We start from the raw sequence: 18,399 nt of genomic DNA, 5'->3' as shown, positions 1-18,399 counted from the left end.
ACCTCGCGAGTTCAGGCGCAGGACGGATTCATCAACTCAAGTGTGAGACGGTGTCCGGAAGTACGGGGGCAAATCCACTTATGAATGAGGCACCACCCATCAATCGTCTTATCAGCAACAACAGCATAGTGTGTGGCGGTACGCTGATTCTGTTTGGACGAGTCACTACGTGGAAACGAAGATCTTAAGCGCTACATCGTTGTTAGCGGCGGTTGATTGCCAACTGTCGATTAGCTGAAACGCCTGAAGGGACTCGCTCGACGCATCGTTGCCACGGCGCATTTGCCGCTCAAAGTTCCGCCTCGAGAACGAATTGCCAACGATTATCCAAATTTCCTTGCTGACCGAGGGCGCTACGCGTCGATCGGCGATCGTACTCCACGCCTCACGAAGTGATTGCATCCGGATCTGCTCATCGTTGCCGGGATTTTGCAAGCGTCGCCCGTTCACTATCCGTATACGCTCAAGGAGGGTTCGACCAGAAGTAGGCGTTGGCCAAGGGTCAGGCATGCGTGGCCAATTTCCTGGCTTCAGGTTTCGGTTCGTTGATGTCAGCATTTCAATGTTCTTTATCGCCTGACTTCCAACTTCGGCCAATGCTCCCGCAGGCGAACGAGGGCGCTGCCCGGATGTCCCGCATTTGACATGGGCAAATACAAGCTTCGTTGGTGATGACAAGATAAAGTCGGCCGGCTCCGTTCCCATGTCGGTGCAGAGCATGAGATCTAGGTCAGCAATGTATGGAAAGAATGGCCCATGGTCAGCTACCTTCGCATTCGGATTGGCGACAGCTTTTAGCTTATCGATTAGAGAAAAAACTGAGTTCTCACCGAATTCGTCCGCTGTCGTTGCATCTTCGTCTTTTTCGGTGAGACCTCGACTCAACAGCTCTTGCACCCCGATAATCGCGCCACTTAGCTTTGACTGATCCAGCTCGAACCCAGTATCGGACGGAAGCGTTACTTGATAGAAGCTTCCGTCGAAATATGAGGTTCCGTCTGGATAAAGCACCTTCAGGCTCGCTCTGCTAATAAGATCCAAGAATGATCCTACAGCTTCGACGTCGCCCGAAAAATAACGCACGTCTTCGTCGCTGATGAGTAACGCTCGGCCTTCCTCGTCATAGTCTAAGCCAAATTTTAAATCCGGGAACCCATCCACAAAAGCGAACCCGTCGTTATATTCAGCGTATTTGAAAGTATTTTCGATAACAGTGTTCCTGTTATTCCATCGCAGACGTAAAGGCGCATTGAGGCTGGAAAGATCAATAATCGCGCTCGCCGGCGGTATCGTTGGTTGTTGATGGATTGGCTTAGCATATGAGCCTAGTAACACACTTCGGTTTTCGGGCGGCTCCTCAATCACTGTGGCAACATCCTGCATCCAATAATCAAGTTCTTCGAGAGAAAAATTCCTCTTCATCTGATCAGAGACGCGACCGGATCCGACGCCTAGATAGTATCCGCTCTGTCGCTCGCCTTCTTCGTCTATGTTGTCTACTTTTACAGTCGTCAATGCATAAGCCGAATTGCCTTGACCGGATCCTATGCTCTCAAGATTACGACCGCTGATCGAAGTTCGTTCCGGCCTTCGTGTGCTTGTGGATATTGCTGCCGCGTGTGCCTCTTTGGTTCGGGTGATATGCGCACGCGCAGCGAGCGTAAGTAGAGAATTTACGCTTATCGCAGAACCTAACCTGTAATCGGCGACGCCCGTGAAGTCACGGCTGCGACTATCGAATACGGCGACGAAATTATCGAACTCCCTTAAAATTGTTACTTCGAGGGATGGCTCAAAAAATAAATGCTCATCGAGAAATCTCGAATTTTTAAAGCAAACAGCGAGAATTACATTCATCCCGTACTGGTCATGTCGGACATCGACAAGCTCACCATGGCGGTCTGAATCCCACATAAGTCGGTCAGTTGTTGCTGCCAAACTAAATCCTTCAGACTTTCGTATAAAGCAGACCGAGACTAGCGGAATCTTTAGAGAACTCTTAACGTCAATTGAATGAAGGTCAAACTTCCTCCGGAAAGAGGACTCGAAGTAGCTGACTTCGGGGAATCCATCAAGATAATTCTTCAGTAAAGCCGCAGTGTCGAGCGACCTAAGGAAGGCGTCCCGCTTTTCGGGAGACGCGAGATACGTATCGAACTCGCGGAAGTTTAGCCACATTAATCTGTTTGCTTCGCTACCGCACTCCAAGACGAGCGCCGGATAGCTTTCGAATTTGCGAACGACGCGACCGACCGCTTGGACTAGTTCGCGCCCACTACCTACTTCGTAGGTCAGAATAAGCACTTTTGCTTGCGGTATATCGACGCCTTCGTCAAGCTTGTGCTGGTGCACGATAACCTGCCAGTCCGAATCACTTAGATCAGCTGGAACAGAGACGCGATTTTCATTCGACGTCTTGCCCGCGAACTGATCGTGAATAGCAACAGTCTTGAAGGTGCGAGAAAACAGAGAAAAATAGTGTTCAATATCAGCAAAACGTCTGCACTTGACGATGCACTTCGCTTTCGGATAGCTCTCGATTGCCTTCCCGACCCGGCTGACGAGCTGATCAACACCTATCCTCTCGAATTCCGGATCCTCGAGGACCCGGTGCCTCGTGGCTTGCGAAAACGTATAAACATAACTGTACTCAGGGTCGATGTCGAACGCGAACAAGTCGTTCCGATAGGGTGTCGCCGTGACTACAATTTTTTTCGCATTCAGACCGCGCGCCACTTGACTCCACATGGGCGATGGTTCGGAATGGCCTTCATCGACAATCAATAGATCAACGTTTTGCTTTACGACTTCGAGCTCTTCTCGCGGTAGGCTGGATAGCCTTTGGAAAGTGGTGACATAGATTCCGGGCTTCAAAGCGGGCTCGGTAAAGTGGTCCACAGTCTTCTTTTGTAGCTGCCTCCCGGGGGCGACTCTGCCAAAAAAGCGACCGTTGATCTCATTGAAGAGCTGGTCCTTGACAGCACGACGATGACTTATTACGAGAACTCGTCGCTGGGCCGCAAGATGTGATACGACAGTAATTACTCCCGTTTTTCCCGCACCAGTCGGCAGGCTAATAAGACATGACTTTGCTGTTTCTCGGCCTCTCAAGAACGCTAGCGCCGTCTTGATACTTTCTTGCTGTCCGTCCCGCAAAGCGTCCCACAAACCCTGGTCTACCGCGAAGCCCTGAAATCTCATTTCATCCCCGAATTATTCGACATGAGGCGAAGATATTGCAGTTGGTGCATTAGAATTAGAAACTTTGGCTAATCGAGACGTAGCTTGGAGAAAATTTGAATACGAGCGATCAGGGATCTAGCCGGGTGACGTTCGCCCGATGGACCAGGAAACATGCGCACAGAAGCTGGTGGCAAGTCTACAATACCGCAGCCAAATGCATTCGATGATCTCTGCCTAAAAAGCGTCCTAACTATGAAAACTTCTGCTCACAGAAGATGCGGACCTTATGCCAAATGAATCATTTCCATTCGCTATCGACGATTTCGTTGCATCTCTCGTCGAAGCTCTCAAAGCGACAGGTGACGCTAGAGCGATAGCGGCGCTGGTTGAAGGCAATTGCCGCGCGGTACTTTGGGATTCAGACTTCGATATGTTTGGCTGGCGTTTGTTTGTCGCACTACCCGTCCAGCTTTTTTATGCAATGAGTGAGGATGAGCGAACTGCAACGGAAGCGGCCATCATGGCAGTTGCGAGACCATTCTTCAACTTCTCGCCGTTGCATTTTTTGGAGTCAGCGGTTACTAGTCCGAGGGTGGAAGAAGCGACGGCGAATTGGCGAGATGAAGCAATTCGCTTTATCAAGGGTGAAGGAGTTACGAATCAAGGTCGAGTCAGAAGCGACAATATTGCATCTAAGCAACACAGGGGACTTCTGTTTCGTTCCAGATCGGAGATCACACTATTCGAAGCATTAACGCGCGCCAAACTCGCGGTTTCGCCACTTCCCGTCTTCGTTCGCATAGGAAAGGCGTACAACCGCCTTGAGCCTGATTTCATTGTTGTCTACAAGGGACTCACCTTCGTGGTCGAAGTCGATGGTGATACGTACCATCGCGAACTGCCCGCGGAGGCCGATAAGCGATTGGTTCCGCTCACTTACGAGGGCGTGGAAGTTCGTCGCATTAGAGCAAGTGAACTCGATACGGACGCCGCAGCCGACGGCGCTGTTAAGGATTTGATCGAGTTTATGGCAAGAAGAAAAGAGTCTCGCTAATATTTGTAGCAAATGCTTGCCCAAATTCGTTGAGAACACGATGTTTTTTGCCGCCACTAAAGTTCCGCTCAGTCGTATGTCCAGGCGTGGCAAATGAAACCAAAGTGTCGCCAAGTTCCGTCATGCAATTCGACTCCGTGAGGATGACAGAGTGGATTGCTGGCACCTTTGACGAAAGCGGCCACCTAGGGTTTGACTTACTGAACCGCGAACAGCGCTTCCAGAAAATGGGGCTGCGAAGCGATGCCCTTTCAAGAGACCACGGGTGACAAGAATCAGAAAAATCGAGATTTTGAACTTCCGTGGCATTCAGCGAATGGATTGGTGTCCGGCGCCCGGCATCAATTGCCTGATAGGCCCCGGCGACAGCGGCAAGTCCACTGTGCTGGACGCGGTCGACTTATGCTTGGGAGCTAGGCGCAATGTCCAGTTCTCTGCTGCCTCAGAGTCATCCACGGCAAGGGCTTAGGCTCAATCGGCAAAGAGCCCGTCCTAAAAGGCAAAGTCCGCGCCTGGCTCGTACAAAAGGAAGAAGTGATAGCCTTCTGCCACGCCCGACCGCACGATGGTGGCGCAGGCGCCGTCCTCGTCCTGCTGCAACCGGGCGCACCAACAAACCAGACCAAAGCCTGAACGAGGCCTGAACGAGGCCTGAACGAAGCCCGAATAAAGCGAAAGCAACAAAGCAAAACGCACAAACCAAAATACACCCGCGCCTAACCCTAGCCCTTGCCGTCATGGAGGCAATCGGCATCCTCGCGTACGCCATCTCGGGTTTTATCGAAGCCCGCGCGCGCCGCCTCGATCCAATCGGTACATTTCTGGTTGCCATGGCCACCGCGTTCGGCGGCGGCACCGTACGAGACATCCTGCTCGAGCATCGCCCGTTCTACTGGGTCCAGCATGAGGACTATGTCATCGCGCTTTTCGTCGTGTCGTTCTTCGCGCCGATGTTGCTCAAGGCCGCCTCGGGCCTGTTCTCAGAGCGCGTCCTGCTGGTTGCCGACGCCATCGGCCTCGGCCTCTTCAGCGTCTCGGGCACGTCGCTCGCGTTAGACGCCCAACTCCCCGGCTTCACCGCCGCGATGATGGGCGTCACCACCGGCGTCTTCGGCGGCGTGATCCGCGACGTGCTCTGCAACGAAGTCCCGCTCATTCTGCGCGACTCCCGCCCGTACGCAACCTGCGCCTTCGCGGGCTGCCTGCTTTATGTATTTCTCGATCACATCAACTTCGACAACGTCTACAGCGTGCTGATCGCGACCATGTTCATCCTGATCGCGCGGCTCGTCACCTTCAAATTCGACATCCGCCTACCGCATTAGCGCATTGCAACGCGGCTAATGCCTAGTACCATTCGCCGCCACCACAAACACATCCTTACCGTGATGCGCCTCCTGCTGCGCCTGCCGCTTCATCACGCGCCCGCCGAGCAAATTCTCGAACATATCCAGATCGAGTTGCGACTGCGCCTCGGCATCGGCCGCCACCTGCCCTAACAGCGCAAGCAGCCGAACCCGATCCACCGCCGGTGTCTCCGGACTTTCAATCGCACGCGCCAGCGCCGCGAGTTGCGAGAACTGGCGCTGATGTCGCCGCCCCGTGACCAGCGCTTCCTGCAGCAGCGCGCCAAGCAGATCGACGCGCTTCTGCGATAGCGGCTTTTTGGGAGTAGAAGAATCGGACGTCATGATGCAGTCTCCTAAAAGCTCATCAAAAAAGGCCCTAGCGTCATCGCACGCCTAGGGCCTTGGCATAGTCCGTCGTCAAAAATCCTTAGGCAATCCGTTCTTCGGTCGCCGGATCGAACAGCACGGCCTTCGACACGTCGAACAGCAGCGACATATTCTGGTCCGGCTGCGGATTCGCGCCCGGGTGCACGCGGCTCACAATCCGCTTGCCGTTCACCTGCGCGAACACCAGCGTATCGGGCCCGGTCGGCTCGATCACGTCCACCCTCACCTCGACCTGCTGCAGCTTGCCGCCTTCCGCATCGTGCGCATGGCGCGGATCGGTAATCCGCTCAGGCCGCAAGCCCAGAATGACTTCCTTGCCGATATGCGACTTCACCTTGCCGTCGAACGGCAGGTTCAGCACCGTTTTCTTCACGCCCGTGTCGAGTTCCATGCCGACGCCGGAACCCTGCTCCACCACCTTGCCTTGAATAAAGTTCATCGGCGGCGCACCGATAAAGCCGGCCACGAAAAGATTGGACGGCGAGTCATAAATGTCCTGCGGCGCGCCGAACTGCTGCACAATGCCGTCCTTCATCACCGCAATGCGGTCGCCAAGCGTCATCGCCTCGATCTGATCGTGCGTCACATACACGATCGTCGTGCCAAGGCGCTGATGCAGCAGCTTGATTTCCGAGCGCATCTCGATGCGCAGCTTCGCGTCGAGGTTCGACAGCGGCTCGTCGAACAGGAACATCACCGGGTCGCGCGCCAACGCACGGCCCATCGCCACACGCTGACGCTGGCCGCCCGACAGTTGCCCCGGCTTGCGATCGAGCAAATGCTGGATTTGCAGCATATTCGACACGCGATCGACAATCTGCGTCTGCTCGCCCTTCGGCACCTTGCGGATATTGAGGCCGAACGAAATGTTGTCGCGCACCGTCATCGACGGATACAACGCATACGACTGGAACACCATCGCGATATCGCGATCCTTCGGCGACAGATTATTGACAGTCTTGCCATCAATCTGAATCTCGCCCTTGGTCACGGTCTCGAGCCCGGCAATCATATTGAGCAGCGTCGACTTCCCGCAACCCGATCCGCCCACCAGGATCAGGAACTGACCATCTTCGATGTCGATATTGACACCCTTCAAGACCGGCACCCCGTTCGGGTAGGTCTTGTACACGTCACGGATGGAAAGGCTTGCCATGCTGTGAATCCTCTAGTCTCTTAACCTGCTCGATTAACCCTTCACCGCGCCCGCCGTCAGGCCGCGCACGAAATAGCGGCCGGCGATCACATAGACCAGCAGCGTCGGCAGCGCCGCGATAATCGCGCCTGCCATGTCGACGTTGTATTCCTTCACGCCGGTCGACGTATTGACGAGGTTGTTCAGCGCCACCGTGATCGGCATCGAATCGACGCCCGAAAACACAATACCGAACAGGAAGTCATTCCAGATCTGCGTGAATTGCCAGATCAGACACACCATGAAAATCGGCAGCGACACCGGCAGCAGAATCTTCGTGAAGATCATGAAGAAACCCGCGCCGTCGATGCGCGCCGCCTTCACGAGCTCCGCCGGGATGCTCACGTAGAAGTTGCGGAAGAACATCGTCGTGAACGCAATGCCGTAGATCACGTGCACCACCACGAGGCCCGTCGTCGTATTCGAAAGACCGAAGAAGCCTTCGACGCGCGCCATCGGAAGCAGAATCGCCTGGAACGGAATAAAGCAGCCGACCAGCAGCATCGTGAAAATCGCGTCCGCGCCGCGGAAGCGCCAGTGCGTGAGCACGTAACCGTTGAACGCGCCGATAATCGACGAGATCAGCACGGCCGGAATCACCATGCGCACCGAGTTCATGAAGAACGGCTCCATGCCGTCGCATCGCACGCCGGTACACGCATGAGCCCACGCCTTGATCCACGGCGCAAAGGTCCAGTTCGTCGGCGGCGTCAGCAGATTGCCGTGACGCAGCTGATCGATGTCCTTGAACGACGTGGACAGCATCACGTACAGCGGAAACAGGAAGTAAAGCGCAAACAGAATCAGCACCGCGTAAATGACCGCACGGTTGAGGTTCATCTTAGGCTGCATTGCGGGTACCTCGCGATTCCAGATACATCAGCGGCACCAGCACGGCGACCACCGTCGCCAGCATCATCATCGACGATGCCGCTCCCACTCCCAATTGCCCGCGGTTAAACGAAAACGTGTACATGAACATGGCCGGCAGATTCGACGACGTGCCCGGCCCGCCCGCCGTCAACGCGACGACGAGGTCGAAGGTCTTGATCGTGATGTGACACAGAATGAGCAGCACCGAGAAAAACACGGGCCGCATGCTCGGAATCACGATCTTGCGATAGATGGTCGGCAGCGTTGCGCCGTCCACTTGCGCGGCCTTGAAGATTTCGCTGTCCACGCCGCGCAAACCGGCGAGGAACAACGCCATCACAAATCCCGTGGATTGCCATACGGCCGCGATCACGATACAGAAAATGGCTTTATCCGGATCGCCGAGCCAGCCGAACGTAAAGCTCGTCCAGCCCCAGTCGTTGAGCACCTTTTGAAAGCCGAGGTCCGGATTCAGAATCCACTGCCACGCGGTACCGGTCACGATGAACGACAGCGCCATCGGATACAGAAACACCGCGCGCAATGCGCCTTCGTTGCGAATGCGCTGGTCGAGCAGAATCGCAAGGAACAGGCCCAGGCCAATGCAAATCGCAATGAACGGAATGCCGAACCAGCCGAGATTTTTTGCCGACGTCCAGAAAACGTCGTTGTCGAACAGCTCGCGGTAACGCGCTAAACCGGCGAAGTCGTAACGCGGCAACAGTCGCGAATTCGACAGCGACAGATAACCGGTAATAAGAATAAAGCCATAGACGAAGACCAGACTGATCACGATGCTGGGCGACAACACCAGCTTCGGAATCCAGCGGTCGGCGAGTGCCGCCATCGGCGACGTGCGGCTCGGCACGGAAACCGTGCGCTTTGCGTTTCCGCTAATAGAAGCAGTCACAACTCGACTCCTGGAACTATGCCGCGAGGGCCGGCGCGCTTTTCGTCGGAAAATCCGGAAAAGTGCGGCCCATCGATGCGGCCGAGGGCGCGACTGTCGTCGAACCGTCTTGGCCCGAAGCGCGCTTATGCGGCAAGCACAAGCACGCTCCGGGCATCCTGCTACTGCATATCACTACTGTAGTGCGTGCAGCGCGAATTACTTGGTCTTCGCTGCTTTCGCGAGCGCTTCGACCGCGCTCTTCGAGTCTTCCTGCGAGTTCATGAACTTCGTCACGACGTCGCTGATCGCACCGGCCGTTGCATCGGGCTGAGCCATGCCGTGAGCGAGCGACGGCACATAGCCGCCTGCCTTGATCGCAGTCTGTTCATCGGCGTACGACTTCTTCGCGCAATCGTCGAACTTGGCCATCGACACGCCAAGGCGAACCGGGATCGACCCCTTGTACAGGCTGAACTGCTCCTGGAACGCCGGGCTCATGATCGTCTTCGCGAGGGCGAGCTGACCCGGCGTGGCAGCCGATTGACCCTTCTGCTGGAAGAACACGAACGAGTCGACGTTGAACGTGTAGCCCTTGTCCGTACCCGGCACCGGTGCGCAGATATAGTCCGTGCCCGACTTCTTGTTCGCGTTCGCGAACTCGCCCTTCGCCCAGTCGCCCATGAACTGCATGCCGGCCTTGCCGTTGATCACCATCGCCGTGGCGAGGTTCCAGTCGCGACCCGTGCGGCCGCTGTCGAAATAGCCCTGGATCTTGCGGACCGTGTCGAACACCTGAACCATTTGCGGCGACGTCAGCGTCTTCTGGTCGAGGTCGACGAGCGCCTTCTTGTAGAAGTCCGCGCCTTGCGACAGCACGACGTCTTCCCACAGCGTCAGGTCTTGCCACGGCTGGCCGCCCATTGCGATCGGCTGGATGCCCGCGGCCTTCATCTTGTCGGCCACCGCGAAGAACTCAGGCCACGTGGTCGGCACCTTGCCGCCTGCCTTGTCGAGCGCGGCCTTGTTGATGTACAGCCAGTTGACGCGGTGCACCGAGAACGGCGCGGCCACATAGTGACCGTCCGCATGCATGATCTTGTCGATTTCGGGCGGGAGCTCTTTCTTCCAGTCGCCGGCGACGGAGTCGATATTGACGAGCACGCCTTGCGATGCCCAGTCCTGAATCAGCGGACCCTTGATCTGAGCCGCGCTCGGCGCGTTGCCCGCGATCACCTGGGTCTTCAGTGCGGTCATGGCCGCGGCGCCGGCGCCGCCGGCCACGGCGAAGTCCTTCCAGACGTAACCCTGCTTCTGCAGATCATCCTTCAGCACGCCGATGGCCTTCGATTCGCCGCCCGACGTCCACCAGTGCAACACCTCGACCTGCTCGGCCGCTTGTGCCGCAGCGACGCCACACATCAGACCTGCGGCGCACAGGGCGCCCATGATCGCACGGAATTTCATTGCTTATCTCCTCCAGACACCTGACTTAAACACGTTGAGCCCCTGCTGGACAGGGAGCGGTTATGGTCGAATCAAACACGCAAACAACCCGAACACTGCGTGAACACTGCGGGAACACAGCGTGACGAACAGGCATCGACAAGCGCTTCGCTGCCTGGCGTGCGCCTGCTAGCCGAAGTCCGGCCGCGGATGCTCAAGAGATGAGTGACTCGGAATGCACAGAACGTCTCCTCTTTTGCTTTTGTGCCTGCCCGCGTCGCGCGTTGCAGACTCGAGGCGCTTTTCACTCCCCCGCACGCCCTTCGTTAAAGCCCTTGATGCCGCACACGCCTAGCGTGGGCGCCGCATCAAAACGCATTTGTCGATAACATGCCGGGAAGCTTTCTTGACTCGGTGAAAACGCGCATTCCCGCAGGCCCCGCACGCTTTTTTCATCGAATTCACGCTACCTCTTGATTTGGATTGTAGTTAAACTACAATTCAGTGTCAAAAAAAATTTTATCGCACTACGGCCTGCTTTCAGCGCCTTCCAAAGGCATCGCGGAGACACATGCAAACGGATTCCAGCTTTACTTTCGTGCTGTTCGGCGGCACCGGCGATCTATCGATGCGCAAGATCCTGCCCGCGCTGTACGAAGCGCATCGCGCAGGCATGCTGGCTCCGGGCGGCAAGATCTATGCGGTGGCGCGTCATATCGACGGCCGCGAGCAGTATCTGCAATGGGTCAACGAGCACGTGCGCGCCCATGTGGCTAACGCGCAGTTCACGGAAGACGCGTGGCGCACGTTCCTCGATCGTATCGAGTTCGTCGCCATCGACCTCGGCAAAGCCGAAGACTTCGTCCTGCTGCGCGATGCGATTTCGAATCTGCCCGGTATTCGCGTGTTCTATCTGGCAACAGGCCCTTCGCTTTTCGTGCCGATCTGTCGCGCGCTTGCATCGGTCGGGCTTAACGAGAATTCGCGCATCGTGCTCGAGAAGCCGTTGGGCTACGACCTGCGTTCGTCGAATGCGATCAACGATGCGGTCGGCGAAATGTTTGCCGAAGAGCAGATTTACCGGATCGACCACTATCTGGGTAAAGAGCCCGTGCAGAACCTGCTTGCCTTGCGTTTCGGCAATGCGCTGTTCGAGCCGCTATGGCGCCGCGAATGGGTCGAGAGCATTCAGATCACGATTGCCGAAGAACTCGGCGTGGAAGCGCGCGGCGATTTCTACGACAATACGGGCGCCTTGCGCGACATGGTGCAAAACCATTTGCTGCAGCTGCTTTCGATTGTCGCGATGGAGCCGCCGCATTCGATGGATTCGGATTCGGTCCGCGACGAAAAGCTGCGCGTGCTGCGCGCATTGAAGCCGATCGATCCGCGCGATATCAGCCGCGTGGCCGTGCGCGGCCAATATCACGCCGGTGTGATTCGCGGCGCGTCGGTGCCGGCCTATGCGAACGAATCGGGCGTGCGGCCCGACAGCACGACCGAAACGTTCGTGGCGGTCAAAGCGGAAATCGAAAACTGGCGCTGGGCCGGCGTGCCGTTCTTCCTGCGCACGGGCAAGCGTCTGGCCGACCGGATTGCGGAGATTGTCGTCAACTTCCGCGCGGTGCCGCATTCGGCGCTTGGCGCGAACGCCTTGCGCGCCGGCGCCAACCGTCTGGTGATCCGCTTGCAGCCGAACGAAACGATCCGCTTGTACTGCCTCGCGAAGAAGCCCGGCGAAGGGATGAACCTGTCGAGCGTGCACCTCGACCTCGCGTTCGATCAGTTCTTCCGCGAAGGTCAGATGGAAGCGTATCAGCGGCTATTGCTCGATGTGATCAACGGCCGGCTTGCGCTGTTTGTGCGTCGCGACGAGCAGGAAGCCGCATGGCGCTGGGTCGAGCCGATTCTCAACGAATGGGCCGCGTCGGGCACGAAGCCGAAGCCTTATGCGTCGGGCACCTGGGGCCCGGCGGCGGCAAGCGCGATGCTCGCGCAACACAACACCTGCTGGCTCGAGGAAGAGAATTAATCGACTGTTCGCCATTTCCGATGTCATATTTCCCGCTGTTCCTAGACTAAACAAGAAAGCAGCACGGAGGAGAAATCCATGATCCAGCTACATGCTTTCGACGACCAGGCGGCGCAATCGGCCGCTTTGGCCCAGGCCGTGAGCAACGCCTTGCAGGCGTCGCTTGCCGCCCAGACCGCCACGCCCGGCGTGAGCGCCGGCCGCGTGACCTTTGCCGTGTCGGGCGGCACGAGTCCGCGTCCATTCCTGCAAACGCTGTCGCACGAGCCGTTCGACTGGTCGCGCGTCGACGTGACGCTCGTCGACGACCGCTGGGTGCCCGATACCGACAGCGCGAGCAACTCGCGTCTCGTGCACGAAACGTTGCTGCAGAATGCAGCGGCGAATGCGAGTTATCTGCCGCTTGTCGATACGTCGACCACGCTCGAAGCTCAGGTCGCCGAACTGAACGGCGATCCGAAACGGCGCGTGCCGAATGTCGCCGTGCTCGGCATGGGCGAAGACGGGCACACCGCGTCGATTTTCGCGGATGCGCCCGAATGGGATTTCGCGATCACCACCACCGACCACTTCGTTGCCGTGCATCCGGGCAGCGCGCCGCATGCGCGCGTCAGCTGGTCGATGTCGGCGTTGAAGAAGGTCGATCATCTGTTTTTACTGATTGCCGGTCCGAAGAAGATGGACGTGCTGAACGAAGCGTCCGCTACCCTGCAAAAAAAAGCCATTTCTCAGCTCGCAAACGACAAGGGGGTAAGACTCGATGTCTACTGGTGTGCCAACTAAAGCTGCCCCGCAAGCGGGCCAGCACGCCGATGGACCGAGGCTTCTCGCCGATGTCGGCGGGACCAATGCGCGATTCGCGCTCGAAACCCGGCCGGGGGAAATTTCCCAGGTGCACGTTTATCCGTGTGCCGACTATCCGGGCATCGCGGACGTCATCAAGAAGTACCTGAAAGATACGAAGATCGGCCGCGTGAATCATGCGGCGGTTGCCATCGCGAATCCGGTCGACGGGGACCAGGTTCGGATGACGAATCATGATTGGCACTTTTCGATCGAAGCGACGCGTCGCGCGTTGGGCTTCGATACGCTGCTCGTCGTCAACGACTTCACCGCGCTTGCGATGGCCTTGCCGGGGCTCACCGATACGCAGCGCGTGCAGGTGGGCAGCGGCACGCGCCGGCCGCATAGCGTGATCGGCCTGCTTGGGCCGGGTACGGGGATGGGCGTGTCGGGTTTGATTCCGGCCGACGACCGCTGGATCGCGCTAGGCAGCGAAGGCGGCCATGCGTCGTTTGCACCGTCCGATGAACGCGAAGACCTCGTGCTGCAATATGCGCGCAAGAAGTGGTCGCATGTGTCGTTCGAGCGCGTAGCCGCAGGGCCTGGTATCGAGATCATTTATCGCGCACTGGCGGCGCGCGACAAGAAGCGCGTGCCGTCGACGCTCGATGTGGCGGAAATCTCGAAGCGCGGGCTCGAAGGCGATCCGCTGGCGGCTGAAACGCTCGATGTGTTCTGCGGCATTCTCGGCACGTTCGCCGGCAATATCGCGGTGACGCTCGGTGCGCTCGGCGGTATTTATATCGGCGGCGGCGTCGTGCCGCGCCTCGGCGACTTCTTTGCGAAGTCGTCGTTCCGACAGCGCTTCGAAGCGAAAGGCCGCTTCGAAGACTATCTGAAGAACGTGCCGACCTTCGTGATTACCGCCGAATATCCGGCGTTTCTCGGCGTCTCGGCGATTCTCGCGGAACAGCTGTCGAATCGCACGGGCGGCAGTTCGTCGGCCGTGTTCGAGCGCATTCGCCAGATGCGCGACGCGCTGACGCCGGCGGAACGCCGCGTGGCCGATCTCGCGTTGAACCACCCGCGTTCGATCATCAACGATCCGATTGTCGATATCGCGCGCAAGGCCGATGTGAGTCAGCCGACCGTGATCCGCTTCTGCCGCTCGCTGGGCTGCCAGGGCTTGTCCGATTTCAAGCTGAAGCTCGCCACCGGTTTGACCGGCACGATTCCGGTGAGCCATAGCCAGGTGCATCTCGGCGATACGGCCACCGACTTCGGCGCGAAGGTGCTCGACAACACGGTGTCCGCGATTTTGCAGTTGCGCGAGCATCTGAACTTCGAGCATGTCGAAGCGGCCATCGATGTGCTGAACAACGCGCGGCGTATCGAGTTCTATGGGCTCGGCAATTCGAATATCGTCGCGCAGGATGCGCACTACAAGTTCTTCCGCTTCGGCATTCCGACCATCGCGTATGGCGACCTCTATATGCAGGCCGCTTCGGCTGCGTTGCTTGGTAAAGGCGATGTGATTGTCGCGGTGTCGAAGTCGGGGCGTGCGCCCGAGTTGCTGCGTGTGCTCGACGTCGCGATGCAGGCCGGTGCGAAGGTGATTGCGATTACGTCGAGCAATACGCCGCTCGCGAAACGCGCGACCGTTGCGCTCGAAACCGATCACATCGAAATTCGCGAATCGCAGCTTTCGATGATTTCGCGCGTCCTGCATCTGCTGATGATCGATATTCTCGCGGTGGGCGTGGCGATTCGTCGTGCGGTGCCCGCAGCGGAAGTAACCGACGCAGTCGCGAAGGCACGGCAAGGTGCGGATGAAGAGACGAGCGCGGTGCTGGACTGGTTGAGTCATGGGGCGGCGGCTACGCCTAAGGACTAAAGCCAAGTGGTTCTGACGGCGGCAAGCGTTACTGCCGCCGCGTTAAAAGGCCGACCTCTCGCAGGCCGGCCTTTTTTCTTGCGGTTATCGATCGCGGCGCGGGCAAAGACCACAGCGCCTTCGCGATCCAGTCTGGTCGACACGTCGGCGCATCTCGCAGCATCGATGCCCAACGTATGAGACGATTGAGGCATCGATAACGCACTCTCTTCTGCAGCATGGCGGACCTCATTTCCGTACCTGCGTCGGCTTTGACCGAAGGCCGCGCGGTGCTCGCGCGCATCGATGCGCGCGCAACACATCATCGTTACCGCATCGCATCCGGCGCGCGCATCGTGTGGCGTGTATTCGGCAGCGGCAAGCCGCTCGTGCTCATGCACGGCGGACATGGCAGTTGGACGCATTGGGTTCGCAACGTCGAAGCGCTCTGCGCATTGCGTGAAGTATGGGTGCCGGATCTGCCCGGTTACGGCGATTCGGATGCGTTGCCGCCAGGCGCCGATTTCGAAACGTTTCTCGCAGCGACGCTCGAATCGCTCGATGGACTTATCGGCGCGTCGACTGAAATCGATCTCGCAGGCTTCTCGTTCGGTGGCGTGGTCGCGTCGACGCTCGCGTGCCGCAGACCAGTGGGCAAACTCGCGCTGGTCGGCAGCGCGGGACATGGCGGCAAGCGGCGGCAGCAGCGCGAGTTGCTGAACTGGAAAAAAGTACACGCCGAAGACGAACGCCGCGCGATGTTCGATGCGAACCTCAAATCGTTCATGCTGCACGATCCCGCCAACGCCGATTCGCTCGCGCTGACTGTTTACGAAGACGCATGCCTGAAGACGCGCTTTCGCAGCAAGGACGTGTCGCTGGCAAGCTCGCTTGCGCCGCTGCTAAAAACGGCCGATGTCGATCCGCTGCTGCTGTGGGGCACGCACGATGTCACCGCGGCGGAGCCGCAGGCGTTTTCCGATCAGTTGCATGCGCAAGGTGTTCGCCATCGGTTCGCCCTGGTTGCGAATGCGGGACACTGGGCTCAATTCGAAGCGGCCGACGATGTGAATCGGCGCGTGATCGCGTACTTGTCGGAAGCGGACAGCTGATCGCGTTGCGTGGCTGTGTGTTTTGCAGAAGCGGAAAGTCACGCCGCCAGGCCGCGCGCCTCAGCGCGCGGTCGCCGCCGCGACCGGCCGCGCGTGCCAGCGCACGATCAGCACGCGCCCGAGATAACAAAGCAGACCGCACACGGCAATCGTCACGCCCATCCCTTGCGGCGACCCATCGCGCCACAAGCCGACTGCAAGACTCGCGAGCGCGCCGAGCCCGAACTGCACCGCGCCGAACAGCGCCGCCGCCGCGCCCGCGCTGGTCGGATAGCGATGCATGAGATCGGTCACACAGTTCGCCGACAGCAGCCCCACCATGCCGACGACGAAAAACAATCCGAACACGATCGACCACAAACCGCCCCACCCTGTCAGACACACGAGTGCGACAAACAGCGACGCAATGCAACTGACGGCCGCGGCGACGATGATGATGCGCACGGGTCCATGCCGCCCGACCATCCGCGTATTGAGAAAATTGCCGCCCATGATGCCGACGATATTGAGGCCGAACAGAAAGCCGTAATGCTGCGCGGACACATGGAAATACTCGATATAGACGAACGGCGTGGCGGTGATATAGGCGAACATCGACGCGAACGCCATGCCGCCGCATAGCAGATGTCCCCACGCGACCGGGTCTTTCAGCAGCTTCCCGTAGGCCGCGAAGGACTTCAGCAGCGCCGAATTCGCGCGCTTCTCGCGCGGCCACGTTTCCGGCACGCGCAGGAACGCGGTCACCGCGCAGAACGCGCCGAACAGCGTCAATACGACAAACACGACGCGCCAGCCGCCGAGCAACAGCAATTGCCCGCCGATCAGCGGCGCAAGCAATGGTCCGACCGATGTCACGATCGCCATCATCGACATCACGCGCGCCGCTTCGGCCGGCTCGTGCGCATCGCGCGCAATCGCACGCGCGAGCACCGATGCGGCGCCCGCGCCCAACGCCTGCACGAAGCGGAACACGACGAGCGAGCCGATCGAGAACGACAGTGCGCACGCGATGGTCGACAGCACGTACATGATGATGCCGCCCAGCAATACCGGCCGCCTTCCGAGCGAATCGGAGAGTGGCCCGTAGAGCAGCATGCCGATCGAGAAGCCGAGCATGAAGCTCGTCAGCGTCGTTTGCGCGGCGCTCGCGCTGATGGCGAACGCCTGCGTGAGCGACGGCAGGCTCGGCAAATACATGTCGATTGAAATCGGACCGCATGCGGCAAGCGCGCCGAGCAGCAGAATCAGCCGCAAATCAGGCCGGCCTTTCGTGGCATGGGACATTGAATGACAAGTGAAGCGCTAAATGACGCGTGGGGGCGGCTCGCCGCAAGTCCGCCAAACCGGTATCAACTGGATGCGGATGCAACGAATGGCGAGTGACGATGTAGCGGATTCGTAATTGTAGCCGACGCGAAGTCGAAAGCTATTTCACTTCGCTTGCAGCCGAGGCGTTATCGAGGGAATGCGCGGTCGGCCTGCGACGGTGCTTTCGGTTAAGCTGCCCGCTTTAACCGATGCGACGCGTCGACCGAAACCGTCATGACCGCCTTTCTGCTGATCTGGAGCCCGAAGAAGTGGCCTTGGCCTGAATTGCCCGATATGGCAAAACGGGTCGCGGCGGGCGAAGCGGTGGCCGACGTGTGGGGTTGCGGCGTCGCGCGCGGCATCATGCCCGGCGATCGCGTGTTCGTGCATCGCGTCGCGCAGGAGCCGAAGGGGCTGTTCGCTTCGGGCTATGTGACGCGCGCGCCGTATGAGGTGCCCGATGCGGCGAGCAAACGCGGCTATCGGTTGTGTATCGATTTCGTCTACGACTGGCTCGTCGATGCGCGCGAAGAGGTGGTGATTGCGCGCGACGCATTGCGCACGCATCCGTTTTCGGTGCAGACGTGGGATGCGCAGAGTTCGGGCACGTCGATCAAGCCGATGGTGGAAGGCGCGCTCGAGAAGCGATGGAAGGAATTGACAGGCGCGCGAACCCGGCCGGCGCTCGCCGCCGGAAAAATCCGCAAATAGCCGGCAAGCCGCACGCTGCTCCGCACGCCCCCGTCGGCCCCCGCGCCATCCGGCCACGGGCCGATCCGCCGCGACTCCGGTACAATTTCACGAGACCATTCAGCCGCCGCGGCCCGCCCGCAACACAAGGCAAGCCGCCCGCCGGCTCTGATCGGCGCCACGGGTGCCGTTGTGCGCCCTGTGCACCAGCGCGCAGCATCCGCA

Annotated in this window: 15 protein-coding genes and 1 pseudogene; 9 read left to right on the top strand and 7 right to left on the bottom strand. The window is 58.7% G+C overall.

Annotated features, from left to right (window positions below; genetic code table 11):
• Positions 1 to 165: 165 nt before the first annotated feature.
• On the bottom strand, positions 166 to 3,201 hold the full coding sequence (locus tag QYH69_RS02490; protein ID WP_308830318.1) for a DEAD/DEAH box helicase family protein: 3,036 nt from the start codon (positions 3,199 to 3,201) through the stop codon (positions 166 to 168).
• 268 nt (positions 3,202 to 3,469) lie between these two features.
• Here QYH69_RS02490 and QYH69_RS02485 point away from each other — a divergent pair, with 268 nt between their 5' ends.
• From QYH69_RS02485 to QYH69_RS02470, 4 genes and pseudogenes are all read left to right on the top strand, one after another.
• The gene (locus tag QYH69_RS02485) at positions 3,470 to 4,237 is read left to right on the top strand and encodes a hypothetical protein (protein WP_308830317.1); all 768 of its coding nucleotides are present in this window, start codon (positions 3,470 to 3,472) and stop codon (positions 4,235 to 4,237) included.
• A gap of 265 nt (positions 4,238 to 4,502) precedes the next feature.
• Positions 4,503 to 4,706: an ATP-binding protein gene (locus tag QYH69_RS02480; protein ID WP_308830316.1), complete on the top strand. Its 204-nt coding sequence runs from the start codon at positions 4,503 to 4,505 to the stop codon at positions 4,704 to 4,706.
• A pseudogene (locus tag QYH69_RS02475) lies at positions 4,670 to 4,870 on the top strand (Smr/MutS family protein); the annotation flags it as partial. The gene QYH69_RS02480 and the pseudogene QYH69_RS02475, both read left to right, overlap by 37 nt.
• A gap of 71 nt (positions 4,871 to 4,941) precedes the next feature.
• Positions 4,942 to 5,562, top strand: a complete 621-nt coding sequence (locus QYH69_RS02470) for a trimeric intracellular cation channel family protein (protein WP_075156152.1) — start codon at positions 4,942 to 4,944, stop codon at positions 5,560 to 5,562.
• Between the two features lie 15 nt (positions 5,563 to 5,577).
• Here QYH69_RS02470 and QYH69_RS02465 read toward each other — a convergent pair whose 3' ends face one another.
• From QYH69_RS02465 to QYH69_RS02445, 5 genes are all read right to left on the bottom strand, one after another.
• A complete protein-coding gene (locus QYH69_RS02465; protein WP_308830315.1) occupies positions 5,578 to 5,928 on the bottom strand; it encodes a hypothetical protein in 351 nt (116 codons plus the stop codon).
• An 85-nt stretch (positions 5,929 to 6,013) separates the two neighbouring features.
• Positions 6,014 to 7,129 (bottom strand): ABC transporter ATP-binding protein, encoded by a 1,116-nt coding sequence (locus tag QYH69_RS02460; protein WP_075156141.1) that lies wholly within the window; start codon positions 7,127 to 7,129, stop codon positions 6,014 to 6,016.
• Positions 7,130 to 7,162: 33 nt separating this feature from the next.
• Positions 7,163 to 8,020: a carbohydrate ABC transporter permease gene (locus tag QYH69_RS02455; protein ID WP_075156140.1), complete on the bottom strand. Its 858-nt coding sequence runs from the start codon at positions 8,018 to 8,020 to the stop codon at positions 7,163 to 7,165.
• A complete protein-coding gene (locus QYH69_RS02450) occupies positions 8,010 to 8,951 on the bottom strand; it encodes a carbohydrate ABC transporter permease (RefSeq protein WP_374992328.1) in 942 nt (313 codons plus the stop codon). The genes QYH69_RS02455 and QYH69_RS02450 overlap by 11 nt, the downstream gene beginning before the upstream one ends.
• A gap of 198 nt (positions 8,952 to 9,149) precedes the next feature.
• Positions 9,150 to 10,397 (bottom strand): ABC transporter substrate-binding protein, encoded by a 1,248-nt coding sequence (locus QYH69_RS02445; protein ID WP_308830314.1) that lies wholly within the window; start codon positions 10,395 to 10,397, stop codon positions 9,150 to 9,152.
• Positions 10,398 to 10,947: 550 nt separating this feature from the next.
• Between QYH69_RS02445 and zwf the strand changes: the two genes are divergently transcribed.
• From zwf to QYH69_RS02425, 4 genes are all read left to right on the top strand, one after another.
• Positions 10,948 to 12,408, top strand: a complete 1,461-nt coding sequence (zwf, locus tag QYH69_RS02440; protein WP_308830313.1) for a glucose-6-phosphate dehydrogenase — start codon at positions 10,948 to 10,950, stop codon at positions 12,406 to 12,408.
• A gap of 78 nt (positions 12,409 to 12,486) precedes the next feature.
• The gene (gene pgl, locus QYH69_RS02435) at positions 12,487 to 13,191 is read left to right on the top strand and encodes a 6-phosphogluconolactonase (protein WP_308830312.1); all 705 of its coding nucleotides are present in this window, start codon (positions 12,487 to 12,489) and stop codon (positions 13,189 to 13,191) included.
• Entirely contained in the window at positions 13,169 to 15,085 is a 1,917-nt protein-coding gene (locus QYH69_RS02430; RefSeq protein ID WP_308830311.1) for a bifunctional transcriptional regulator/glucokinase, read from the top strand. Before pgl ends, QYH69_RS02430 begins: the two co-directional genes overlap by 23 nt.
• 218 nt (positions 15,086 to 15,303) lie before the next feature.
• A complete protein-coding gene (locus QYH69_RS02425; protein ID WP_308830310.1) occupies positions 15,304 to 16,176 on the top strand; it encodes an alpha/beta fold hydrolase in 873 nt (290 codons plus the stop codon).
• A gap of 60 nt (positions 16,177 to 16,236) precedes the next feature.
• On the opposite strand, the gene QYH69_RS02420 is transcribed toward QYH69_RS02425, so the two are convergent.
• Positions 16,237 to 17,460, bottom strand: a complete 1,224-nt coding sequence (locus tag QYH69_RS02420) for a Bcr/CflA family multidrug efflux MFS transporter (protein WP_308830309.1) — start codon at positions 17,458 to 17,460, stop codon at positions 16,237 to 16,239.
• Between the two features lie 258 nt (positions 17,461 to 17,718).
• Here QYH69_RS02420 and QYH69_RS02415 point away from each other — a divergent pair, with 258 nt between their 5' ends.
• The gene (locus tag QYH69_RS02415) at positions 17,719 to 18,195 is read left to right on the top strand and encodes a hypothetical protein (RefSeq protein WP_308830308.1); all 477 of its coding nucleotides are present in this window, start codon (positions 17,719 to 17,721) and stop codon (positions 18,193 to 18,195) included.
• Positions 18,196 to 18,399 lie beyond the last annotated feature (204 nt).

The sequence above is a fragment of the Paraburkholderia sp. SARCC-3016 genome (assembly GCF_031119615.1).
Lineage (GTDB): Bacteria > Pseudomonadota > Gammaproteobacteria > Burkholderiales > Burkholderiaceae > Paraburkholderia.
This window is presented reverse-complemented; position numbering and strand designations above follow the sequence as displayed.